General features: G+C 64.4%; 14 protein-coding genes and 4 pseudogenes. 6 read left to right on the forward strand and 12 right to left on the reverse strand.

The genetic code is table 11. The annotated features are described in order from the left end of the window. Position 1: 1 nt before the first annotated feature. From PQR02_RS09135 to PQR02_RS09180, 10 genes are all read right to left on the reverse strand, one after another. The gene (locus PQR02_RS09135; RefSeq protein ID WP_408228623.1) at positions 2–391 is read right to left on the reverse strand and encodes a DUF4280 domain-containing protein; all 390 of its coding nucleotides are present in this window, start codon (positions 389–391) and stop codon (positions 2–4) included. Positions 392–413: 22 nt separating this feature from the next. Then, on the reverse strand, positions 414–3,098 hold the full coding sequence (gene tssH, locus PQR02_RS09140; protein ID WP_408228626.1) for a type VI secretion system ATPase TssH: 2,685 nt from the start codon (positions 3,096–3,098) through the stop codon (positions 414–416). Further along, positions 3,091–4,173 (reverse strand): type VI secretion system baseplate subunit TssG, encoded by a 1,083-nt coding sequence (gene tssG, locus PQR02_RS09145; RefSeq protein WP_408228629.1) that lies wholly within the window; start codon positions 4,171–4,173, stop codon positions 3,091–3,093. Before tssG ends, tssH begins: the two co-directional genes overlap by 8 nt. Then, positions 4,158–6,044, reverse strand: a complete 1,887-nt coding sequence (tssF, locus tag PQR02_RS09150) for a type VI secretion system baseplate subunit TssF (RefSeq protein ID WP_408228632.1) — start codon at positions 6,042–6,044, stop codon at positions 4,158–4,160. The genes tssG and tssF overlap by 16 nt, the downstream gene beginning before the upstream one ends. Further along, positions 6,041–6,604, reverse strand: coding sequence for a type VI secretion system baseplate subunit TssE (gene tssE / locus PQR02_RS09155; RefSeq protein ID WP_408228636.1), 564 nt, complete (start codon positions 6,602–6,604; stop codon positions 6,041–6,043). The genes tssF and tssE overlap by 4 nt, the downstream gene beginning before the upstream one ends. A 44-nt stretch (positions 6,605–6,648) precedes the next feature. Beyond that, positions 6,649–8,166, reverse strand: a complete 1,518-nt coding sequence (tssC, locus tag PQR02_RS09160; RefSeq protein ID WP_408228639.1) for a type VI secretion system contractile sheath large subunit — start codon at positions 8,164–8,166, stop codon at positions 6,649–6,651. A 4-nt stretch (positions 8,167–8,170) separates the two neighbouring features. After that, positions 8,171–8,731 (reverse strand): type VI secretion system contractile sheath small subunit, encoded by a 561-nt coding sequence (tssB, locus tag PQR02_RS09165; RefSeq protein WP_408228643.1) that lies wholly within the window; start codon positions 8,729–8,731, stop codon positions 8,171–8,173. A 50-nt stretch (positions 8,732–8,781) separates the two neighbouring features. Continuing rightward, on the reverse strand, positions 8,782–9,819 hold the full coding sequence (gene tssA / locus PQR02_RS09170) for a type VI secretion system protein TssA (protein WP_408228647.1): 1,038 nt from the start codon (positions 9,817–9,819) through the stop codon (positions 8,782–8,784). A 107-nt stretch (positions 9,820–9,926) separates the two neighbouring features. Then, positions 9,927–10,412, reverse strand: coding sequence for an Hcp family type VI secretion system effector (locus tag PQR02_RS09175; protein WP_408228650.1), 486 nt, complete (start codon positions 10,410–10,412; stop codon positions 9,927–9,929). 195 nt (positions 10,413–10,607) lie between these two features. Further along, on the reverse strand, positions 10,608–10,880 hold the full coding sequence (locus tag PQR02_RS09180; RefSeq protein WP_408228653.1) for a hypothetical protein: 273 nt from the start codon (positions 10,878–10,880) through the stop codon (positions 10,608–10,610). Positions 10,881–11,050: 170 nt separating this feature from the next. Here PQR02_RS09180 and PQR02_RS09185 point away from each other — a divergent pair, with 170 nt between their 5' ends. From PQR02_RS09185 to PQR02_RS09195, 3 genes and pseudogenes are all read left to right on the forward strand, one after another. Then, positions 11,051–11,584: an RNA polymerase sigma factor gene (locus PQR02_RS09185; RefSeq protein WP_149675076.1), complete on the forward strand. Its 534-nt coding sequence runs from the start codon at positions 11,051–11,053 to the stop codon at positions 11,582–11,584. Next, complete coding sequence (locus tag PQR02_RS09190; protein ID WP_408228657.1) at positions 11,581–12,411, forward strand: anti-sigma factor family protein; 831 nt, start codon at positions 11,581–11,583, stop codon at positions 12,409–12,411. Before PQR02_RS09185 ends, PQR02_RS09190 begins: the two co-directional genes overlap by 4 nt. 160 nt (positions 12,412–12,571) lie before the next feature. Further along, a pseudogene (locus tag PQR02_RS09195) lies at positions 12,572–12,658 on the forward strand (molybdopterin-binding protein); the annotation flags it as partial. A gap of 19 nt (positions 12,659–12,677) precedes the next feature. On the opposite strand, the gene PQR02_RS09200 reads toward PQR02_RS09195, so the two are convergent. Both PQR02_RS09200 and PQR02_RS09205 read right to left on the reverse strand, forming a co-directional pair. Beyond that, entirely contained in the window at positions 12,678–13,454 is a 777-nt protein-coding gene (locus tag PQR02_RS09200) for a sulfite exporter TauE/SafE family protein (protein ID WP_408228660.1), read from the reverse strand. Positions 13,455–14,019: 565 nt separating this feature from the next. Further along, a pseudogene (locus PQR02_RS09205) lies at positions 14,020–14,930 on the reverse strand (LysR family transcriptional regulator). A gap of 88 nt (positions 14,931–15,018) precedes the next feature. On the opposite strand from PQR02_RS09205, the pseudogene PQR02_RS09210 reads away from it, so the two are divergent. The 3 genes and pseudogenes from PQR02_RS09210 to hppD all read left to right on the forward strand — a co-directional run. Further along, positions 15,019–15,885, forward strand: a pseudogene (locus tag PQR02_RS09210) (hydroxymethylglutaryl-CoA lyase); the annotation flags it as partial. A 7-nt stretch (positions 15,886–15,892) separates the two neighbouring features. After that, entirely contained in the window at positions 15,893–17,041 is a 1,149-nt protein-coding gene (locus PQR02_RS09215; RefSeq protein WP_408228663.1) for a CaiB/BaiF CoA transferase family protein, read from the forward strand. Between the two features lie 41 nt (positions 17,042–17,082). Beyond that, positions 17,083–18,158 (forward strand): annotated as a pseudogene (gene hppD / locus PQR02_RS09220) (4-hydroxyphenylpyruvate dioxygenase). Positions 18,159–18,186 lie beyond the last annotated feature (28 nt).

An 18,186-nucleotide genomic window follows, 5' to 3' on the forward strand; every position in this document is an offset into this window, starting at 1 on the left:
TTCACGGCACCTGCGTTTTGACTGTGGCGGGATCGACGATCGTGACCGCACCGCCCCACATGCAGGTGCAGGTGGACACGTTGTCGAGCGACGGCTGATTGCCCAGCAGCACGTTCACCGTGCCGGGCGCCCACGGCGTGACGGTTGCCGGCACGCAGGGCATCGGCGTGGGCACGCCGAGCGCGGCGGCGGTCGCCGCAGCCACCTCGGGATTGGCCGGCGAATTACACATGCCGAACGGCATGATATTGACGAGCGGGATGTGATCCATGATGTTGGCCGCCGGCGGTCCTTCGCACAGCACGCGGTTAAGCGGCAGCACGACCAGTGTCGACGGCGCGACGCCGAACGAACATTGCAGCATCGCGCCCATGGTGACCTGTTGTGGCATGAGTTTCTCCTCTGGCTCTCGTTCAATCGAACGCGTAGGTGAATTCGCCGTCGCTCACGCCGACCTCGACCTTCGCGACCGTCCGCCCGTCGATCAGCCGGGTCAGGAATTCGGCACTGATGCGCGGCAACAGTGTGTTCGTGAGAATGGCGTCGATCATTCGTCCACCGCTCTCGAACTCGGTGCAGCGCGCGGCGACCTGCCGGACCATCGCGTCGTCGTAGCTGAAGGACACGCCGTGCTGTTCGACGATGCGTCGTTCGATGCGCGAGAGTTGCAGCCGGATGATGGCGTCGAGCATGCCGTCGTCGAGCGGGTAATACGGAATCACCGCGACGCGCCCCAGCAAGGCCGGCGGGAACACCTCGACGAGCGGCGCGCGCAGTGCGCGTGCGATCTGCTCCGGGCTCGGCGTGCTGTCCGGCTTGCCGCACAGGCGGGTAATCAGTTCAGTGCCGACATTGGTGGTCAACAGGATCAGCGTGTTGCGGAAATCGATCTGCCTGCCCTCGCCGTCTTCCATGCGGCCCTTGTCGAATACCTGGAAAAACAGCTCATGGACATCGGGATGGGCCTTCTCGAACTCGTCGAGCAACACCACGCTATAGGGACGGCGGCGCACCGCTTCGGTCAACACGCCGCCTTCGCCATAGCCGACATATCCCGGCGGCGCGCCCTTGAGCGAGGACACGGTATGCGCTTCCTGGTACTCGCTCATGTTGACGGTGATGACGTTCTGCTCGCCGCCATACAGCGCTTCCGCGAGTGCGAGCGCGGTCTCCGTCTTGCCGACACCCGAGGTGCCGGCCAGCATGAACACGCCGATCGGTTTGTGCGGGTTGTCGAGCCCGGCACGCGAGGTTTGCACGCGCCGCGCGATCATCTCCATCGCGTGCGCCTGGCCTACGATGCGCTGATTGAGCGTATCCGCCAGCTTCAGCACGTTCGCGAGGTCGTCGCGCACCATCCGGCCGACCGGGATACCGGTCCAGTCCTGCACCACGGCCGCCACCGCATGCCGGTCCACGCCGGGCAGAATCAAGCGCTGATCGCCCTGGTGCCCTGCGAGTTCGCGTTGCAGCGCCTGCAGTTCGGCGACGCGTTGATCGCCGGCGGTATCCGTGCCGACGTCTTCTTCGAGTTCGCACCGCAACGCAAGGATGCGTGTCACCAGTTCGCGCTCCCCGTCCCAATTCGCGGTCAATTGCGCGAGGCGTGCGCGTTCGGCTTCGAGCTTTGCGGCGATGTCCGCGGCGCGCCCGGCGGTGTCCATGCCGAGCGCGTTCTCTCGCGCGATGATCCCGGCCTCGGTCTGCCACGCATCGATGCGGCGGCGCACGTCCTCGACCGCCGGCGGCACCGCGTGCTGACTGACCGCGACCCGTGCGCAAGCGGTATCGAGCAGGCTCACGGCCTTGTCGGGCAACTGGCGCGCCGGAATATAGCGGTGCGACAGCGTGACCGCTGCTTCGAGCGCTTCGTCGAGCACCAGCACGCCGTGATGCTGCTGCATCTGGCGTGCAATGCCGCGCATCATCCGGATCGCGCATTCCTCGGACGGCTCCGGCACCTGCACGACCTGGAAGCGCCTCGTCAGCGCGGGGTCTTTCTCGATGTGCTTCTTGTATTCGCTCCACGTCGTCGCAGCAATCGTGCGCAGCGTGCCTCGCGCGAGCGCCGGTTTCAGCAGGTTGGCCGCATCGCCGGTGCCCGCCGCGCCGCCCGCGCCGACCAGCGTGTGGGCTTCGTCGATGAACAGGATCACCGGCCGCGCCGACGCCTGGACTTCTTCGATCACCTGGCGCAGGCGGTTTTCGAACTCGCCCTTCATGCTGGCGCCGGCTTGCAGCAAGCCGACGTCGAGCGTGCAGACCACTGCGTCGCGCAGCGCGGGCGGCACGTCGCCCGCGATGATGCGCTGCGCGAAACCTTCGACGACGGCGGTTTTGCCGACACCCGCCTCCCCCGTCAGGATCGGGTTGTTTTGCCGCCGGCGCATCAGGATGTCGATCACCTGGCGGATCTCGTCGTCGCGGCCGACCACCGGGTCCAGCTTGCCGCTGCGCGCCTGTTCGGTCAGGTCGACGGTGTAGCGGTGCAACGCTTCCTGGCGGCCAAGCGCGGCAGCGGGCAACGCGCTGGCCCCGGCGCCGCTGGCTGCACCTTCAGCCGTTGCAGCAGCGCGATCATGAGGCGTGCCGACACCCGGCGCCATGGCCGCCATACCCGCTTCCGGCGATCCGTCGAGCAGCACGGCAAAGCGTTCCGTCAGCGTATCGAGCCTGACTTTTTCAAACTGCCGCGAGATCGCAAACAACGCGTTGCGCAGATTCGAAGTGCGCAACATACCGACCAGCAAATGCCCCGTACGAACCTGGGTCGAGCCGAACATCAGCGAGCCGAATACCCAACCCCGCTCGACGGCTTCGTCCACCTGCGCGGAGATGTCCGAGATCGACGTCGAACCACGCGGCAAGCTATCCAGCGCAAGCGTGATATCGCGAGCCAGCGCGCCAGGGTCGAGTTCGAAGTGCGTGACGAGGCGCCGCAAGTCGGAGTCCTGAGCGAGCAGGATCTGATGCAGCCAGTGCACCAGTTCGACATAGGGATTGCCGCGCAGCTTGCAGAACACGGTGCCGCTTTCGATAGCGCGGTAAGCCAGCGGATTGAGTTTGCTGAACAGCGCGATCCGACTGATCTCAGCCATGAAGCGTCTCCGGTTGACGAGTCGTGGCGGTAGGCGCGTTCAGCGCGATCACGACCCGATGTTTGTCATGGACAGGCGCGCCGCTGGAGAGCCATGTGGTCCAGCCAAGCCGCGCGCCGCAGGCGGCGGTGCGATTGCCGGGTACGGATGCTCCAGACGAAGCGGCCATATCGCCGCACAGCCGCAGCGCGGGCACCTCGTCACGTCGCAGATGCAGCGTGACGTCCCAGTCGAGCGGATCGCGCACATAGTTGCGGACCCAATCCACCAGCTTGCGCAGACTGGCGCTGCGAGGCAAAAAGCGTTGAAAGGCTTCGTAGCCAAGCGGCCCGATCACGATCCGGAACTTGTGCTGACAGTCCCAGACTTGCGTGCCGACGACACTCGACACACCGAGCCGCGCGCCGCCCAGCCGGGTGTGCTGATCGGCCGGCAAGCTCAGCCAGTGACCGCTCCACGACTCGACCTCGACCGGCACGCCGAAGAACTGCTCGAGGATCAGCCGCAGGCCGCCCGCATGCCGCGTCGGTGCCGCCAGCAAGCCCGCAAAATGCAGTTTCGCGTGATCGGGCACGGTGTCGCGCTCGCGCAGCGCCGGGGTGCCCAGCCCGAACAGGCTGCCGACATACGCCGAGAAACGGTCCTCGTCCGCGCGGTCGGCGCTCACGACCGGCTGCGCCGCCGCCCACGCGCGGTAAAAGAGCGTCAGCATCCGGTGATGGAACATGTCGAGAAAGCGCGCGAGCGTCCTGTCGTTCGCATGGCGCTCACGCTCGCGCACATACGCGGTCAGATGCGTGGGCAGCGGGCCGTTCGGGCCGAGCAGGCCGAGGAAATTCACCGCCAGCCGTCCGGGCCTGCCGTCCACACCCGGCGTATAGCCGCTTAGCGTACTGGGATGGAAAATCAGTTCGGCATCCTGTGCAATGCGTACTGCGTCATCGCGTGCGCTGGGCGACGTACCCAGACGTGGGCGCTGGGGATGCGCGCAGTCGATCAGCCGCAGCGCCTGGAAAAAGTCGAAGTGACGCGCGTCCTGCTGCAACTTGCGTTCGAGTTCTAAAGCGTCGCGCATCGTCCTGCCCTCGCTGGCCAGCGCATGATCTCGCCGCGCGTCGCGGTCGCCGCAACGGTCTCGGCAAACGAATTGATCGATACGTATTGCGCAAAAAACTGCGCGAGCACGGCGCCGAGCAGAAAGGCACTGGCGCCTTCGAACGCGGCATCGTCGAACTGCAGCGTGATTTGCAGCCCGCGCCCGAACACGATCGGCCCCGGCGACGGCAAACGCCGCACGACCGGCGTGGAGTCGATCGAACGCAAACCGTCGATCTGACGCTGCGCGCCGCTGTCGCCTGCCGGGCAGTACAGCGCGAGCAACTCGCGCAACGCGTGCGCGCCCTGCTGCGGATCGCTGTCGAGCAGCGACGCGTAGTTCAGCGACAGATGGTTCAACAGCCGCCACGCCGCCGGCCCTTCGGCGAACGACGGCAGCGGCCGGCTCGGACCCGCCACGCAGCGCACCGCCGCAACCGGCACTTCGGCGTCGACGGTGAAATCGGTCGAGCCGGCGCCGACCGGCATCGACAGCGGCAGATCCCGGTTGGTGCACCATGCGCTCATGCCTAGCTGGCGCAGGTCACCGTGCAGCGGCGCGCTGGCGGCGTCGACCAGCGCCACGAACGTTTCGCTGCCCAGATAGCTGCTGCGGGCCCCCTGTTGCTGCTGCCGTACCGAAGGGCGGCGGGCTTCGCGCCGCATCTGGTAAAACGCGCCGCCCTGTTGCTGCGCATCGAGATCCTTCGCGCAGTAGAACGGCCGGAACGGCTGCTCGGCCAGCGCCCCGGCGCGGTAGCCGGTGACCGAGTCGATCTGGTGGATCTCGTAGTCCATCGGCCGGGTGCGGTCCACGACCACGTGATATTCGAACGCGGTGTCGCTCAGCGCGATACGGTCGGTGCGGCGCAGAAACAGGTTGATGGCCGGCGTGCAATGCAACGCAAAGTGCGACGCGTCGACCGAGCGTTCGAGCAACGCCTCCTCGCGATCGAGCAGCACGACCAGTTCGACCTCGCGTCCGCCGCAGGCGCGCAGCGCGTCGCGCAGTCCGTCGATCCGCACGAACTGGAAGCGCGGTGCGAACGCGAAATACTCCTGCAGCAGGCGGTAGCCGTCGAACGACCGCCTGGCGACGGGCAGCAAGGCTTCACTCTCGGCAAAACCGAGCGGCTGCAATACGCTTTTGGGCAGCAGCGCAGCGGCAACCGATCCGGACGCGCCGGGCACCACCGCAACGCCGACGCATCCGGCGAGCAGGCACTCGTGGATCCGCGCAGGCAGCGCGTCGGCGCCGCGCAGGTAGATCGCCAGGCTGTCGAGGTTCATTCGCTCGAACGGCAACGTACCGGTCGCACGCAAACGCAGCCGCAGTCCCGCTTTGACGCCGGCGGGCAGCGGCACGCCTGGGGTGCTCGACGAACCGGTGTGGGTGAAGAATTTGGCCTGGGTGATCTCGATCGGCCACAGCGTCACGGCATGCCCGGTCCGGTACTCGCAGCGAGTCGAGCCCGCTTTGTCGAGCAGGCTGCGCAGCACGGTATGACGCGGCACCGCCACGCCATGCGCCGCTGACGCGAGTTGCGGATTGGTGTGATCCGCCTGCAATTGCACCACCGCCATCGACGGCGTAGGCGCCAGATAATGCGGATACGTCAGCTCGGTCAGATGCTGCGTGAAGCGCGGAAACTCGGCATCGAGCTTCATGTGCACACGCGCGGCGAGAAAGCTGAAACCTTCGAGCAGACGCTCCACGTAAGGATCGGCGCAGTCGATGCCATCGAGCCCGAGCCGCCCCGCGATCTTCGGAAACGCCGCGGCGAACTCTCCGCCCATTTCGCGCAGATGCTGCAACTCCTCGCTGTAGTACTTGAGCAGGGACGGATTCATGACGGCTGCCCGGTACGCGATGCAGCGCCGCTGATCAGCGCAGGCGCAGGCACGGCGGCCGCGGAGTCGAGAATCCGCACCTCGCCTGCTTCGAGATCCAGTTCGGTACGCAGATACAGACGCTCGGGATACGGCTGCGACCACATATCGGCCTCGATCTCGAAGCGCAGAACGTGCGCGTGGTGGGCGCCCTGCGTGTCCTCCAACGCGGCGACCCGCACGGTTTCGCGGATGAGGCGCGGCTCGAAGGCCCACAACGCATCGCGGATACGCCGCTCCAGCGCCGCCTTGGTGAGCCCCGCGACATGCCGCCCCGCGAGGTCCGGCAAACCATAGTTGAGCACCGAGGTGGCGACATGCGGATAAGCCGCGACCTCCTGCACCCCATCCAGCCCGCTCGCATTCAGAAGCCAGCCGATATCGCGCTGCACGCTGTCACGCAACGCCCGTTGCGACAACACGCGGCGCTCGCGCGGCTCGTGCCGCACGTCGGGTTCGAGATCGGTGAGCCGGTCGAGCAGCGAAGGCTGCAGGCGGTCACGCGCGGTCAGTTCGGTCATCGGAAACACTCCGTGGCGAAGGCGGGCCCGCAGGCCCGTGGGACTCAGGCGGCGGCAGCCGTCGGCAGTCTGGAGACGAGGCGCAACGACACGGTCAGGCCTTCGAGCTGGTAATGCGGACGAAGGAAGAACTTCGACGTGTAGTAGCCCGGATTGCCCTCCACTTCCTCGACCACCACCTGGGCATCCGCGAGCGGCTTGCGCGCCTTGGTGTCATCCGACGAATGGGTCGGATCGCCGTCGACGTATTGCAGAATCCAGTTCTGCAGCCAACGCTGCATGTCGTCGCGCTCCTTGAACGAGCCCAGCTTGTCGCGCACGATGCACTTCAGGTAGTGCGCAAACCGGCAGCACGCGAACAGATACGGCAGACGCGCGGCGAGATTGGCGTTGGCGGTCGCGGCCGGATCTTCGTATTCAGCGGGTTTGTGCAGCGATTGCGCACCGATGAACGCCGCGAAATCCGAGTACTTCTTGTGCACGAGCGGCATGAAGCCGCTTTTGGCCAGTTCCGCTTCGCGCCGGTCGCTGATGGCGATTTCCGTCGGGCATTTCATATCGACGCCGCCGTCATCGGTCGGGAAGGCGTGCACCGGCAAACCTTCGACGGCACCACCCGATTCGACGCCGCGAATCCGCGAGCACCAGCCGAACATCTTGAACGAGCGGGTGATGTTGGTCGCCATCGCATACGCGGCGTTGGCCCACGCGTATTTGCTGCTGTCAGCGCCTGCCGTGTCTTCCTCGAAGTCGAATTCCTCGACCGGGTCGGTCTTCGCGCCGTAGGGCGCGCGGGCCAGAAAACGCGGCATCGCGAGGCCGATATAGCGCGAATCCTCCGACTCGCGCAGCGAGCGCCACGCGGCGTGCTCGGGCGTCTGGAAGATCTTGGTGAGATCGCGCGGATTGGCCAGTTCCTGCCACGAATCCATCAGCAGCGCGGCCGGATCGGCACCGGCGATGAACGGCGCGTGCGCGGCCGCGGCGATCTTGCCGATCTGCGTGAGCAGATCCGTGTCGGGGCCGCCGTGATCGAAGTAATAGTCCGCCACCAGCGCGCCGTACGGCTCGCCGCCGAACTGGCCATACTCTTCTTCATAAAGCTTCTTGAACAGTGGACTCTGGTCCCACGCGACGCCCTTGTACTTCTTCAGCGTCTTGTGCAGTTCCGTCTTCGACATGTTCATCACGCGGATCTTCAATGACTCGTCGGTCTCGGTGTTGTTGACGAGATAATGCAGACCGCGCCAGGCGCTCTCGACTTTCTGGAACGGCTCGCTATGCAGGATCAGATTGATCTGCTGCGTGAGCGTGTGATCGATCTGTGCGATCAAGGCTTCGATGGTCGCGAGCGCGTCGCCGCTGATCACGCCGGTGTCGCGCAAAGCCTGCTCGGCCAGCGTGCGGACGGCGCTTTCGACAGCTTCGCGGGCGCGTTCGGACTTCGGTTTGAATTCCTTTTGCAGCAAGGCCGAGAAGTCGTCGAGCCCGGCCGCGCCGTCGGCAGTGGCTGGGTCAGTCGTGGCGGACTCCAACTCGCGCTGGGTGCTGAGATCGTTCATGGCGTCATGCTCCGGAAGAAGGGGCTTGCGGGTCCTGGGCAGCGTGGCCGCCGTCGTCGGCCTGCGACTCATGCGCCCGCGGCGTGGCGGACAAGGCCTGCATCAGCGCGGGTTCTTCGAGCAGCTTCGCGATCAGCGCCTCAGCGCCGCTCTTGCCGTCCATGTAGGTCAGCAGATTGGCAAGTTGAGTGCGGGCCTCGAGCAGACGACGCAGCGGCTCGACCTTGCGGGCGATCGCGGCCGGCGCGAAGTCGTCCATGCTCTCGAAGGTCAGGTCGACCGCCACGTTGCCTTCGCCGGTCAGCGTGTTCGGCACCTGCACCGCGACGCGCGGCTTGATCGACTTCAGGCGTTCGTCGAAGTTGTCGACATCGATCTCCAGGAACTTGCGCTCGCTGGCGGGGACGAGCGGCTCGGCCGGTTGCCCGGACAGGTCCGCCAGCACGCCCATGACGAACGGCAGGTTGACCTTCTTCTCCGAGCCGTAGACTTCGACGTCGTACTCGATCTGCACACGGGGCGCCCGATTGCGCGCGATGAACTTCTGACTGCTTTCCTTTGCCACGATTGCTCTCCTATGGATTCAAACCTGCCTGCACGAGACGCTGCGCACCTTCACGCGACGCCCCCCAGATGCCTGAATTGACTGGCGCCGTCCGGCGCCACGTCTTCGACGATTTCGATGAAGCTCTTGCCGACCAGCCGCCGGGCCCGCTGCAACAACACCGGCAGTGGGCTCGACGGTTCGTGCCGCGCGTAGTACGTGCAGATCCTGTCGAGCGCGTCGATCACGTCCTGTGCGCTTGCGATCTGGGTGCTACGAAGTGCCGCTGCCTGGTCCGTCGCGGTCGATGCCGTGATTCCGGTGACGGTGCTCGCGTGATCGTCCGTCGCAACATCCGCCTGTACGTCTCGGGCGGGAACGTGCGCCGCGACGACTTCAGCGATCCGCGCCAGCACCCTGCCGAGCGGCGCGAAATCGAGCGCGCGGGCAGGTCCGACGCGTTCCGTCAGCAACGCTTCGATCCGCGCAACCGACGCCAGCGACCCACGCACCGTGGCCAGCGCCGCCTCCAGCTGCGCCAGACCGGTCAGCGCGAACCCCGCGTCGATTGCTTCCTGGCTCGGCACGTCAGCGCCGTCTTGCTGCTGCTCGCCCATGGCCAGCTCGACATGGCGCAACGTGATACCGTGCTGGCCGCGCGGCACGATAAACGGCACATCACGCAGATCAGCCGGCAGCGCCGCGCCATCGATCAATCCCGACATCGCGTTGACTCGCGCGGTGGGATCGTTCTGATCGTCCGGATCGAGCTGCGGATGAACGGTGTCCCAACGCGTTTCGAGCAGGCTCTCGATCAGGCCGAGCCCCCTCTCCAGCCCGCTGAAACCCTCACGCATCAAGGCCGCCCGCGTGTAGTGCACGGCTACCCGCAAATCGCGGCTGCGTGCGAGTAGCGCGCTGGCGAGCGACAGCGCTTCGGCCCAATCCGGCGGCGTCGCCGGAATCACCGTGTCGCCATACTGCGCGTCGGGCTTGCCGGTCACCGCCTGCTCGAGCGCCCGGAACTCCGCGCCGTACTCCTCGTCTTCGCCGCACGGCTGGCCGGGTGTCAGGTCGGTCAGCCAGGCGGCGCTGTCAGCTTGATTCATCTCGATGTCCATGCGTGGTGGGCTGCCCGCGCGTCGCGAAGCGCGCGCGGGCAATCACGGTTCCGGTTGGGTTCAGGTACGGGGTTGGCGGGCCGCGTGCTGCGCGCTCAAGCGGCGGCGTTCTTCGGGATATGCCACTTGCCGGTGACGGCGCCGCCCTTTTTCGCGCCGGTGTTGTCCTGCGGCTGGTACTCCATGTTGAATTGCGCGAAGTTCAGCGTGATCGTCTCCGTCACTTCGTCGCCGCCGCCCGAACCGAACGTATGACTGCTCACCAGCACCTCGTTGAGCTTGATCCTCAGGTACTCGACCGGCGAGGTGCCGCCCGCCTTGCGCAGCGTCAGCAGCGCTTCGGGCATATGGGTGCCCGCGCAGCAAGCCTGAATCACCGTCGGGGTGCTTTTGTCGACGTACTTGCAGATGGTCAGATCCTGCACATGCACGCAGCCCGTGCCACCCCCTGTGCCGCTATGCGTGCTGCCGGTCTGCATACAGCCCCAGGACCAGCTCAGCAGCTCCATCTCATCCACGTGGTCGGTTGCCTGCGATTCACCTTTGATGTCGCCCAGTTTGAGGAACATATCTACGGCCATTTCAGTCTCCAAAAAAAGAGTGCGCTTCGTCGCACCAGAAAAAATCGTGTCATGGGTTCGCGAAAGAAAAGCGGTGCCTGGCTCGGACCGCTTTTTACTTCGGAAACCTAATCGTTTTGGGTGGATCGCTGTTCAATCCAAAACCTTGTTTCAACCTGCAATCATGCGTTCATTACGCTCACTTCATTGCTGCGTTCACGGCGCTGCCTGCGTGGACGCTTTGCCCGGACTATGCGAACCAATGGCGCTCCGGATTGCCGCCGCCACCGCCGCACCAGCGCCGCGATCGCACAGTTCCGCCCATTCGCCAAGCGTCGCGCGATCCGCCACTGGGGTCTCGCACAAGCGGGCAAAACGTTGGAGCGTGCCTTCCGACCCCACTACGCTATGAAAGCGCTGGTGGCCGATGCAGGCATCGAGCAATACCGTCATGCCGGCTTCCCGGGCCTTGTCGAGGATGCTTTCCATGGTCTGTCTCCTATCCGCACCGTGCATCTGCGCAACTGGTGACCCGAAAACAGCCGGGCTCGTCTGGTTATTCCGGAAAAATCGCGAAAAAAACCCAAACAAACCTTGGAATAAAGACGGGGCTCAACTGTTATGTAGATACACGCGCGATATGTAGAGGAGCGCCGCCGATGAACGACGATGATCTGCCGGCCGTCCTGCCGACGCTGCTGCCCCGGTTGTGGCGCTTCGCGCTGCGCCTGACCCAGAACCAGCACGACGCGGAGGACCTCGTCCAGCGCGCCTGCGTGCGGGCGCTGGAGCGACGTAGTCAGTTGCAGCCCGGCACTTCGACGCTGAGCTGGCTGTTTTCGATCGTGCACTCGACGTGGATGAACGAGCTTCGGGCCCGTTCGATCCGGGGGCGCGGCAGCATGGACTGGCAGGACGAAGAGATCGAAGCCTTCGCCGACCCCTCCGCGCACAATCCGGAGATCGACCTGATGCATCGTCAGGTGATCAACGCAGTGGAAGCCCTGCCGGACGCGCAGCGCGTCGTGATGGTGCTGGTGGCGATCGAAGGATTGAGTTATAGGGAGGCCGCGGAAGTGCTCGACGTGCCAATCGGCACGGTCATGAGCCGTCTGTCGCGGGCAAGGCTGACAATTGGCCAACAATTTGGTGTGCAATCGTCGTCTGCGGCTCGCAAGGGAGAATCAATATGATGAACGTCGATGACTCGCTGCTGATGTCGTATGTCGACGGGGAGCTTCCGCCGGAACAGCGCGCGGAAGTCGAAGCGGCGATTGCCCACTCGGACGATCTGTCCGCGCGGGTCGCCGCATTGCGTGCATCGGTGTTGCCGTACCGCGCCGCCTACGAGCGGCAAGCGGTGCCGCCCGTGCCGGAAAGCCTGAAGCGCCGGATCGACGAGCTGGTCAGTGTCAGCACGCCGTCGCAGCGCAGCGGGCGCGATCGGCGGCGGGCGCCGGTGCAATGGCTGGCGGCTGCGTTCGTCGCGGGCGCAATCTGTTCGGGCGTATTGACCGGATACTTCGGCGCCCTGACACCGTTCCACTCGAAGGTCTCGCCCTGGGTGCAAAGCGTGGCCGACTATCAGGTGCTGTATGGACGCGAGACGGTCGCCGGCATCAAGGAGGACCCTGCCACGACCGCGCAGGTACTTGCCGACATCCGGCAACGCGACGGCATGCCGGTTCGCGTGCCGGACCTGCGTCAAGCGGGATTGAAGTTCAAGCGCGTGCAGCGACTGGACTATCACGACCGCCCTCTGATCCAGATGGTTTATCTACCCGAACGCGGCGATCCGGTGGCGCTGTGTGTGATTGAAGACGCGAGCGCCGACGAGCCGATTCACGCGCAACAGGTCGGCGATATGAAGACGGTGACCTGGCGCGCGAACCGGATGGCTTATGTGCTGCTTGCGAAAGACACTTCCGTGGACTTGCAGCAGATGGCCGAACGGATCGCCGCCGGCAAGACGACCAACCTCTATAGCAAGGCAACGGACGACGACGCCGTCAGCAGTTGAGGGGACGATCGGGCGGCGTTGTGGACACTGGCAACGTGATCCCGGGATACAACGTACTCCCGGGATACTGCGCGGCGCGCCGCTTTGGGGATATCCGGTCAACCTGGGGTGGGCTTCCGGCTCATACCCGGATTGACGGCTCGACGAGAGTTTTGGCGACGGGGGCGGCGTGCGCTTCTCCCGTTTCCGGAAGCATTCGGGCGCGGACCTTACTGCGAAGTACGTGTCGCTGCACTGCGCGGACAGCGATTAAACCAGCATCTGCGCTACACAATGACCTTGAGGCTCGTGTAGACGAGTCGCACACCAATCACAACCAGGATGACGTACGCAAATTTATAGAAATGCGTGACGTTTAGCCGGCGGTTCAGCCAAACACCTGCACAGATCCCAAACACCGCAAAAGGCGTGAGAACGAGGCTGGCGAGTAAAGTCGTGCGGGTGAACTGCCCGAGCATGGAAAAGCTGACCAGTTTCGCCAGATTGACTACCGCGAAAAATGCAGCCGTGGTACCGGCAAAGCAGCGCTTGGTGAGTTTATACGGCAACAGATAGATGGCCAGTGCCGGTTCGCCCGCGTTCGCCATGAAACTTGTGAAGCCCGAGGTGGCGCCCCAGAAGATGCTCGAGGCCGGGTGCAAACGATGTTCCTCTTCCCGTGCGGTGCGGCGAGACTGCAGCCAGCGACGCCGGGCAAAGTCGATTGAGATCACACCGACGCCGAGTCTTAGCCATGCTTCCGAAAGATGGTGTATCGCCAGTGCACCGAGCCCAGTGCCAACGAGTGCGGCGGGGATCACGATACGCAGCAACGGCCAACTCCATTCGCCGCGATATTGCCAGAGCGTGACCAGATCAGTCAGGCAAAGGATCGGCAACAAAAGTGTCACCACGACAGGCACTGGCAAGTGCAGCGCGATGAGTGGCACGGCCACGATGCCGAGGCCAAGCCCGAGACTACCCTTTGAGATGCTGGTCAGCAGGAGTGCCGGTATGCTCGCAACGTAGAACCACGGGTCGCTGATTAAGGAAGTACCAAGCATCTAGTGAATTTCTGTGCCGACGCGTTGTGAACCTTGAGGCGACTCTTCAACCGCGGCTCGTCCAGAGACGGTCGCCCGCTCCGGCACAACCGACCGGGCAGGTCGCATGCGGTGCAACTCAGATTCGAGGGCGCGTTAGTAGCAGTGACTACCGACGCGAATGACGAAACTCAACAGCGGTACTGTCGGGCAGGCGGCCGCTATAAAACCGCACAAGCGCGAAAGTTGGCATGCTACATCGACCAGATCACCGGTGCAATGATAACGATTATTATTTCTCTTTTGGCCGGCTGTTGGTCGGATTGTTGCGCGTCGAATGATATATGGCTGCCCCTCGAGTCGAGGCAGCGCCACTGATGCCAGTCGGTTCTTCGACCTCGTCACCGATGTCGCCATCTCAATGCGGCTTCGCCGCGACCTGCGGTCCTCCGACCGTGCAGTCCGGATCCGCAATAGTCGATCAAGCCGGCCGCACGAGGACCGAAATCATCGGCGCCTTGCAGAGCGTGAAAGACATCAGGCGAGAGATCGCGGCGGCGTCGGAGGAACCAAGCCACGGCATCGATCAGACAGCCGCTGCCGTCGCCTTGCTCGCAAGGTAATCGACCATGCGCCGGGCGGCCGGCTGCAACGCTTCCAGCTCGCGAAAACACACCACGAACCGGCGCAGCGCCCACGGGTCAGTCAGCGGAATCGTTTCGACGTCGAAGATCCGCTTGTAGGTTTCCCCCACTTCGAGCGGCACAACGCTGATGCCGAGCCTGGCGGCGACCACGCGGAACGCGGCGTCGAAGTTGGACACGATCACGCGGTACGACATCGTTCGCCCGGCTTTGGCGGCCGAGCGCTGCAACATTGCGTGGACGGCGGTTGCAGGCGGCATGCCGACGTGATCGTGCTCGAGCGTCTGTTCAAACGACACCGACTCCAATCCGGCCAGTGGATGTCCGGGATAGACGGCGAGCGCAAGCCGGTCCTGACGATAGGGCACATGCTGCAAGCCCTCGAGGTCCGCACTGTCCCAGCAGACACCGACCGACGCCGCCCCTTCCCGGAGCTGGCGAACAAGGTCGACGGACAGACGCTCTTCCACGTCCACCCGGATGTTCTGGTTACCCGGTGCGCGCATGAAGGATGCGATGTCGTCCAGCAGTACCTCGGCGATCGCGGAAGCCGACGCGCAAATGCTGACGCTGCCTCTCAGACCGCTGCCAAAGGCCGCGACATCGCTCGCGATCCGGTCCATCGTGAACAGGACATTGCGCCGTGCTCGACCAGACTCAGCCCTGCAGGCGTCGGCTGGACGCCGCGACGCGAGCGGGTCAGCAACGGGACGCCGAGGTCGGTCTCCAACTGAGCGATGCGCTTGCTGATCGCAGACGGTTCGATGTGTTCTTCCTCCGCCGCGCGGCCCATGTTGCGGTGCTCGCAGACGGCCACGAACAGCCGCAGCGTCTTGAGATCGATGTCTCGCATCTTGGTCTCCTTCCCGCCCTTTACTTTCCATATCGGAATCTCATGGGCCTAAAGTGCACACATCGCCAGCACAGATGACTGGCAGGTAACGGAACACAAGATCGAGTGGATCGCCGACGCCTATGCCGCGGGCCAGCGCGAAATCGAAGTGGGTTCGTATGTTCCCGCCAAACTCCTGCCGCAACTCGCGGACACCGCCGAACTGGTCGCCTACGCGAAAACCTTGCCCGGACTGCTCGTCTCGGTCCTCGTCCCCAATCTCAAGGGCGCGGAGCGCGCCATCGAGTCGCAGGCGGACCTGATGCTGGTGCCGCTGTCCGCCAGCCAGGCCCATAGCGTCGCCAACCTGCGCAAGACGCCCGACGAAGTCATCGCCGAAGTCGCCCGCATTCGTGCCGCACGCGACGCCGCCGGCTCGAAGACGCTGATCGAAGGCGGCATCGGCACCGCGTTCGGCTGCACGAGTCAGGGCGCGGTCGCTCAGGCCGAAGTGCTGCGCTGCATGCAAGGCCTGCTCGACGCGGGAGCCGATCGCGTGAGCATCGCCGATACGGTCGGTTACGGCGGACCCGCCGCCGTGCGCGACCTGTTCGGCAAGGCCCGCGCAATTGCCGGCGACAGGTTCTGGTGCGGTCACTTCCACGACACGCGCGGTCTTGCACTCGCCAACGTCTACGCGGCGCTCGAAACCGGCGTGGCCCGCTTCGATGCCACGCTCGCCGGCATCGGCGGCTGCCCGCATGCGCCGGGTGCGAGCGGCAACGCGTCCAGCGAAGACCTTGCATTCATGCTTGCCGACATGGGCATCGCCACCGGCATCGATATTCCTCGCCTGCTTCTTCTGCGGGAAAAGGTCGCGCAATGGCTATCCGGCGAAACGCTTCACGGCGCCTTGTGGCTTTCGGGTTTGCCAAGAACCTTCGCGCACGCTTCGACCGCGACACTCAACGCCTGAGGTCCTCATGAATATCCCGAATCCGCTTCCTCTCGCCGGTGTGCGCGTCATCGAGTTCACGCACATGGTCATGGGTCCGACCTGCGGCATGATCCTCGCCGACCTCGGCGCCGAAGTCATCAAGATCGAACCGCCGGGAGGCGACAAGACGCGCAAGCTGCCCGGCCTCGGTATCGGCTTCTTCCGCTCGTTCAACCGCAACAAGAAGAGCGTGGTGCTCGACATCAATACCCCTGACGGCCACGCCGCCGCTCTGGAGTTGATCGGTCAGTGCGACGTCATGCTGGAAAACTTCCGACCGGGCCTGATGACGAAGCTGGGGCTCGACCATGAAACCCTCTCGAAGATCTATCCGAAGCTGATCTATGTTTCGCACAAGGGCTTCCTGCCCGGCCCGTATGAAAAGCGCCTCGCACTCGACGAGGTCGTCCAGATGATGGGCGGCCTGTCATACATGACCGGACCGGTTGGCCGCCCGCTGCGCGCCGGCACCTCCGTCAACGACATCATGGGTGGCATGTTCGGCGCGATCGGCGTGCTGGCAGCACTGCGTGAGCGCGACACGACGGGCCGCGGCCAGGAAATCCAGAGTGCGCTGTTCGAGAACTGCGTGTTCCTGAGTAGCCAGCACATGCAGCAATACGCAATGACGAAGGAACCGCCGCCACCGATGCCCTCACGCGTTTCGGCCTGGAGCGTTTACGACGTCTTCACGCTAGCCGACGGCGAACAGCTCTTCATCGGCGCCGTGAGCGACAAGCAGTTCATCACGTTGTGCGACGTGCTGGAGCGGCCCGATCTCGCCGCCGAACCGCAGTTCGCCAACAACGCTCTGCGCGTAGCGGTGCGGCCTGAACTGCTGATTCGCCTCGGCGAAATCCTCAAGCATCATCGCGCCGAGGAACTGTCGCCGAAGCTCGAAGCCGCCGGCATTCCCTACGCGCCGATCGTGCGACCGGATCAGTTGCTCGACGACCCACACCTGAAAGCAAGCGGCGGCCTCGTGCCGATGGAAACCGAGGACGGTATGACCGACGTCGTGCTCCTGCCGCTGCTGATGGGCGGACGCCGGCCGGGCGTGCGTCAGGCGCTGGCCCGTGTCGGCGAGCATACGCAGGAAATTCTCGCGCGCCTGACCGGGCGGGCAGCGGTCTGAGTCACCTTTTTGCAACTGAATTCTGAACTGTGGAGCGGGTCATGGCTGATCTGTTTGAGAACCCAATGGGCCTGATGGGATTCGAATTCGTCGAATTCGCTTCGCCCACCCCCAATACGCTGGAACCCGTGTTCGAGAAGCTCGGCTTTACGCTGGTCGCGCGTCACCGGTCGAAGGACGTGGTGCTGTATCGGCAGGGCGACATCAACTTCATCGTCAACAGGGAGCCGAAGAGCCCAGCGGCGTATTTTACGGCTGAACATGGCCCGTCGGCCTGCGGTCTCGCGTTCCGGGTTAAGGATTCCCACCAGGCCTACGACCGCGCGCTGGAACTCGGCGCGCAGCCCATGGACATGGCCACCGGTCCGATGGAATTGCGTCTGCCGGCGATCAAGGGTATCGGCGGCGCACCGCTCTATCTGATCGACCGTTTCGAAGACGGCAAATCGATCTACGACATCGACTTCGAGTTTATCGAAGGCGTGGAGCGCCATCCGCTCGGGCACGGCCTGAAGCTTGTCGATCATCTGACACACAACGTCTATCGCGGCCGCATGTCGTTCTGGGCGAGCTTTTACGAGCGCCTGTTCAACTTCCGTGAAATCCGCTACTTCGACATTTCCGGCGAATACACCGGCCTGACCTCGAAAGCGATGACGGCGCCCGACGGCAAGATCCGCATCCCGCTGAACGAGGAATCGTCGAAGGGCGCCGGGCAGATCGAAGAGTTCCTGATGAAGTTCAACGGCGAAGGCATCCAGCACGTCGCGCTGCTGAGCGAGGACCTGCTGGCGACGATCGACAGCCTCGCCCTGGCCGGCGTGCCGCTCATGACGGCGCCGGGCGAAACCTACTACGAGATGCTCGAAGAGCGGCTTCCGGGCACGGTCAGCCGGTGGCGGAACTGCAGACACGCGGCATCCTGCTCGACGGCAATACCTCGGGAGACCAACCTCGCCTGCTGTTGCAGATTTTCTCGGACACGCTGCTCGGTCCGGTGTTCTTCGAATTCATTCAACGCAAGGGCGACGACGGATTCGGCGAAGGTAATTTCAAAGCGCTGTTCCAGTCGATCGAACGCGACCAGGTTCGCCGTGGCGTGCTCGCGCAGGAATAGTTCGTGAAATCGCCGGTACGTCTTGAGC

The sequence above is a fragment of the Paraburkholderia sediminicola genome, assembly GCF_046026895.1.
Lineage (GTDB): Bacteria > Pseudomonadota > Gammaproteobacteria > Burkholderiales > Burkholderiaceae > Paraburkholderia > Paraburkholderia sediminicola_C.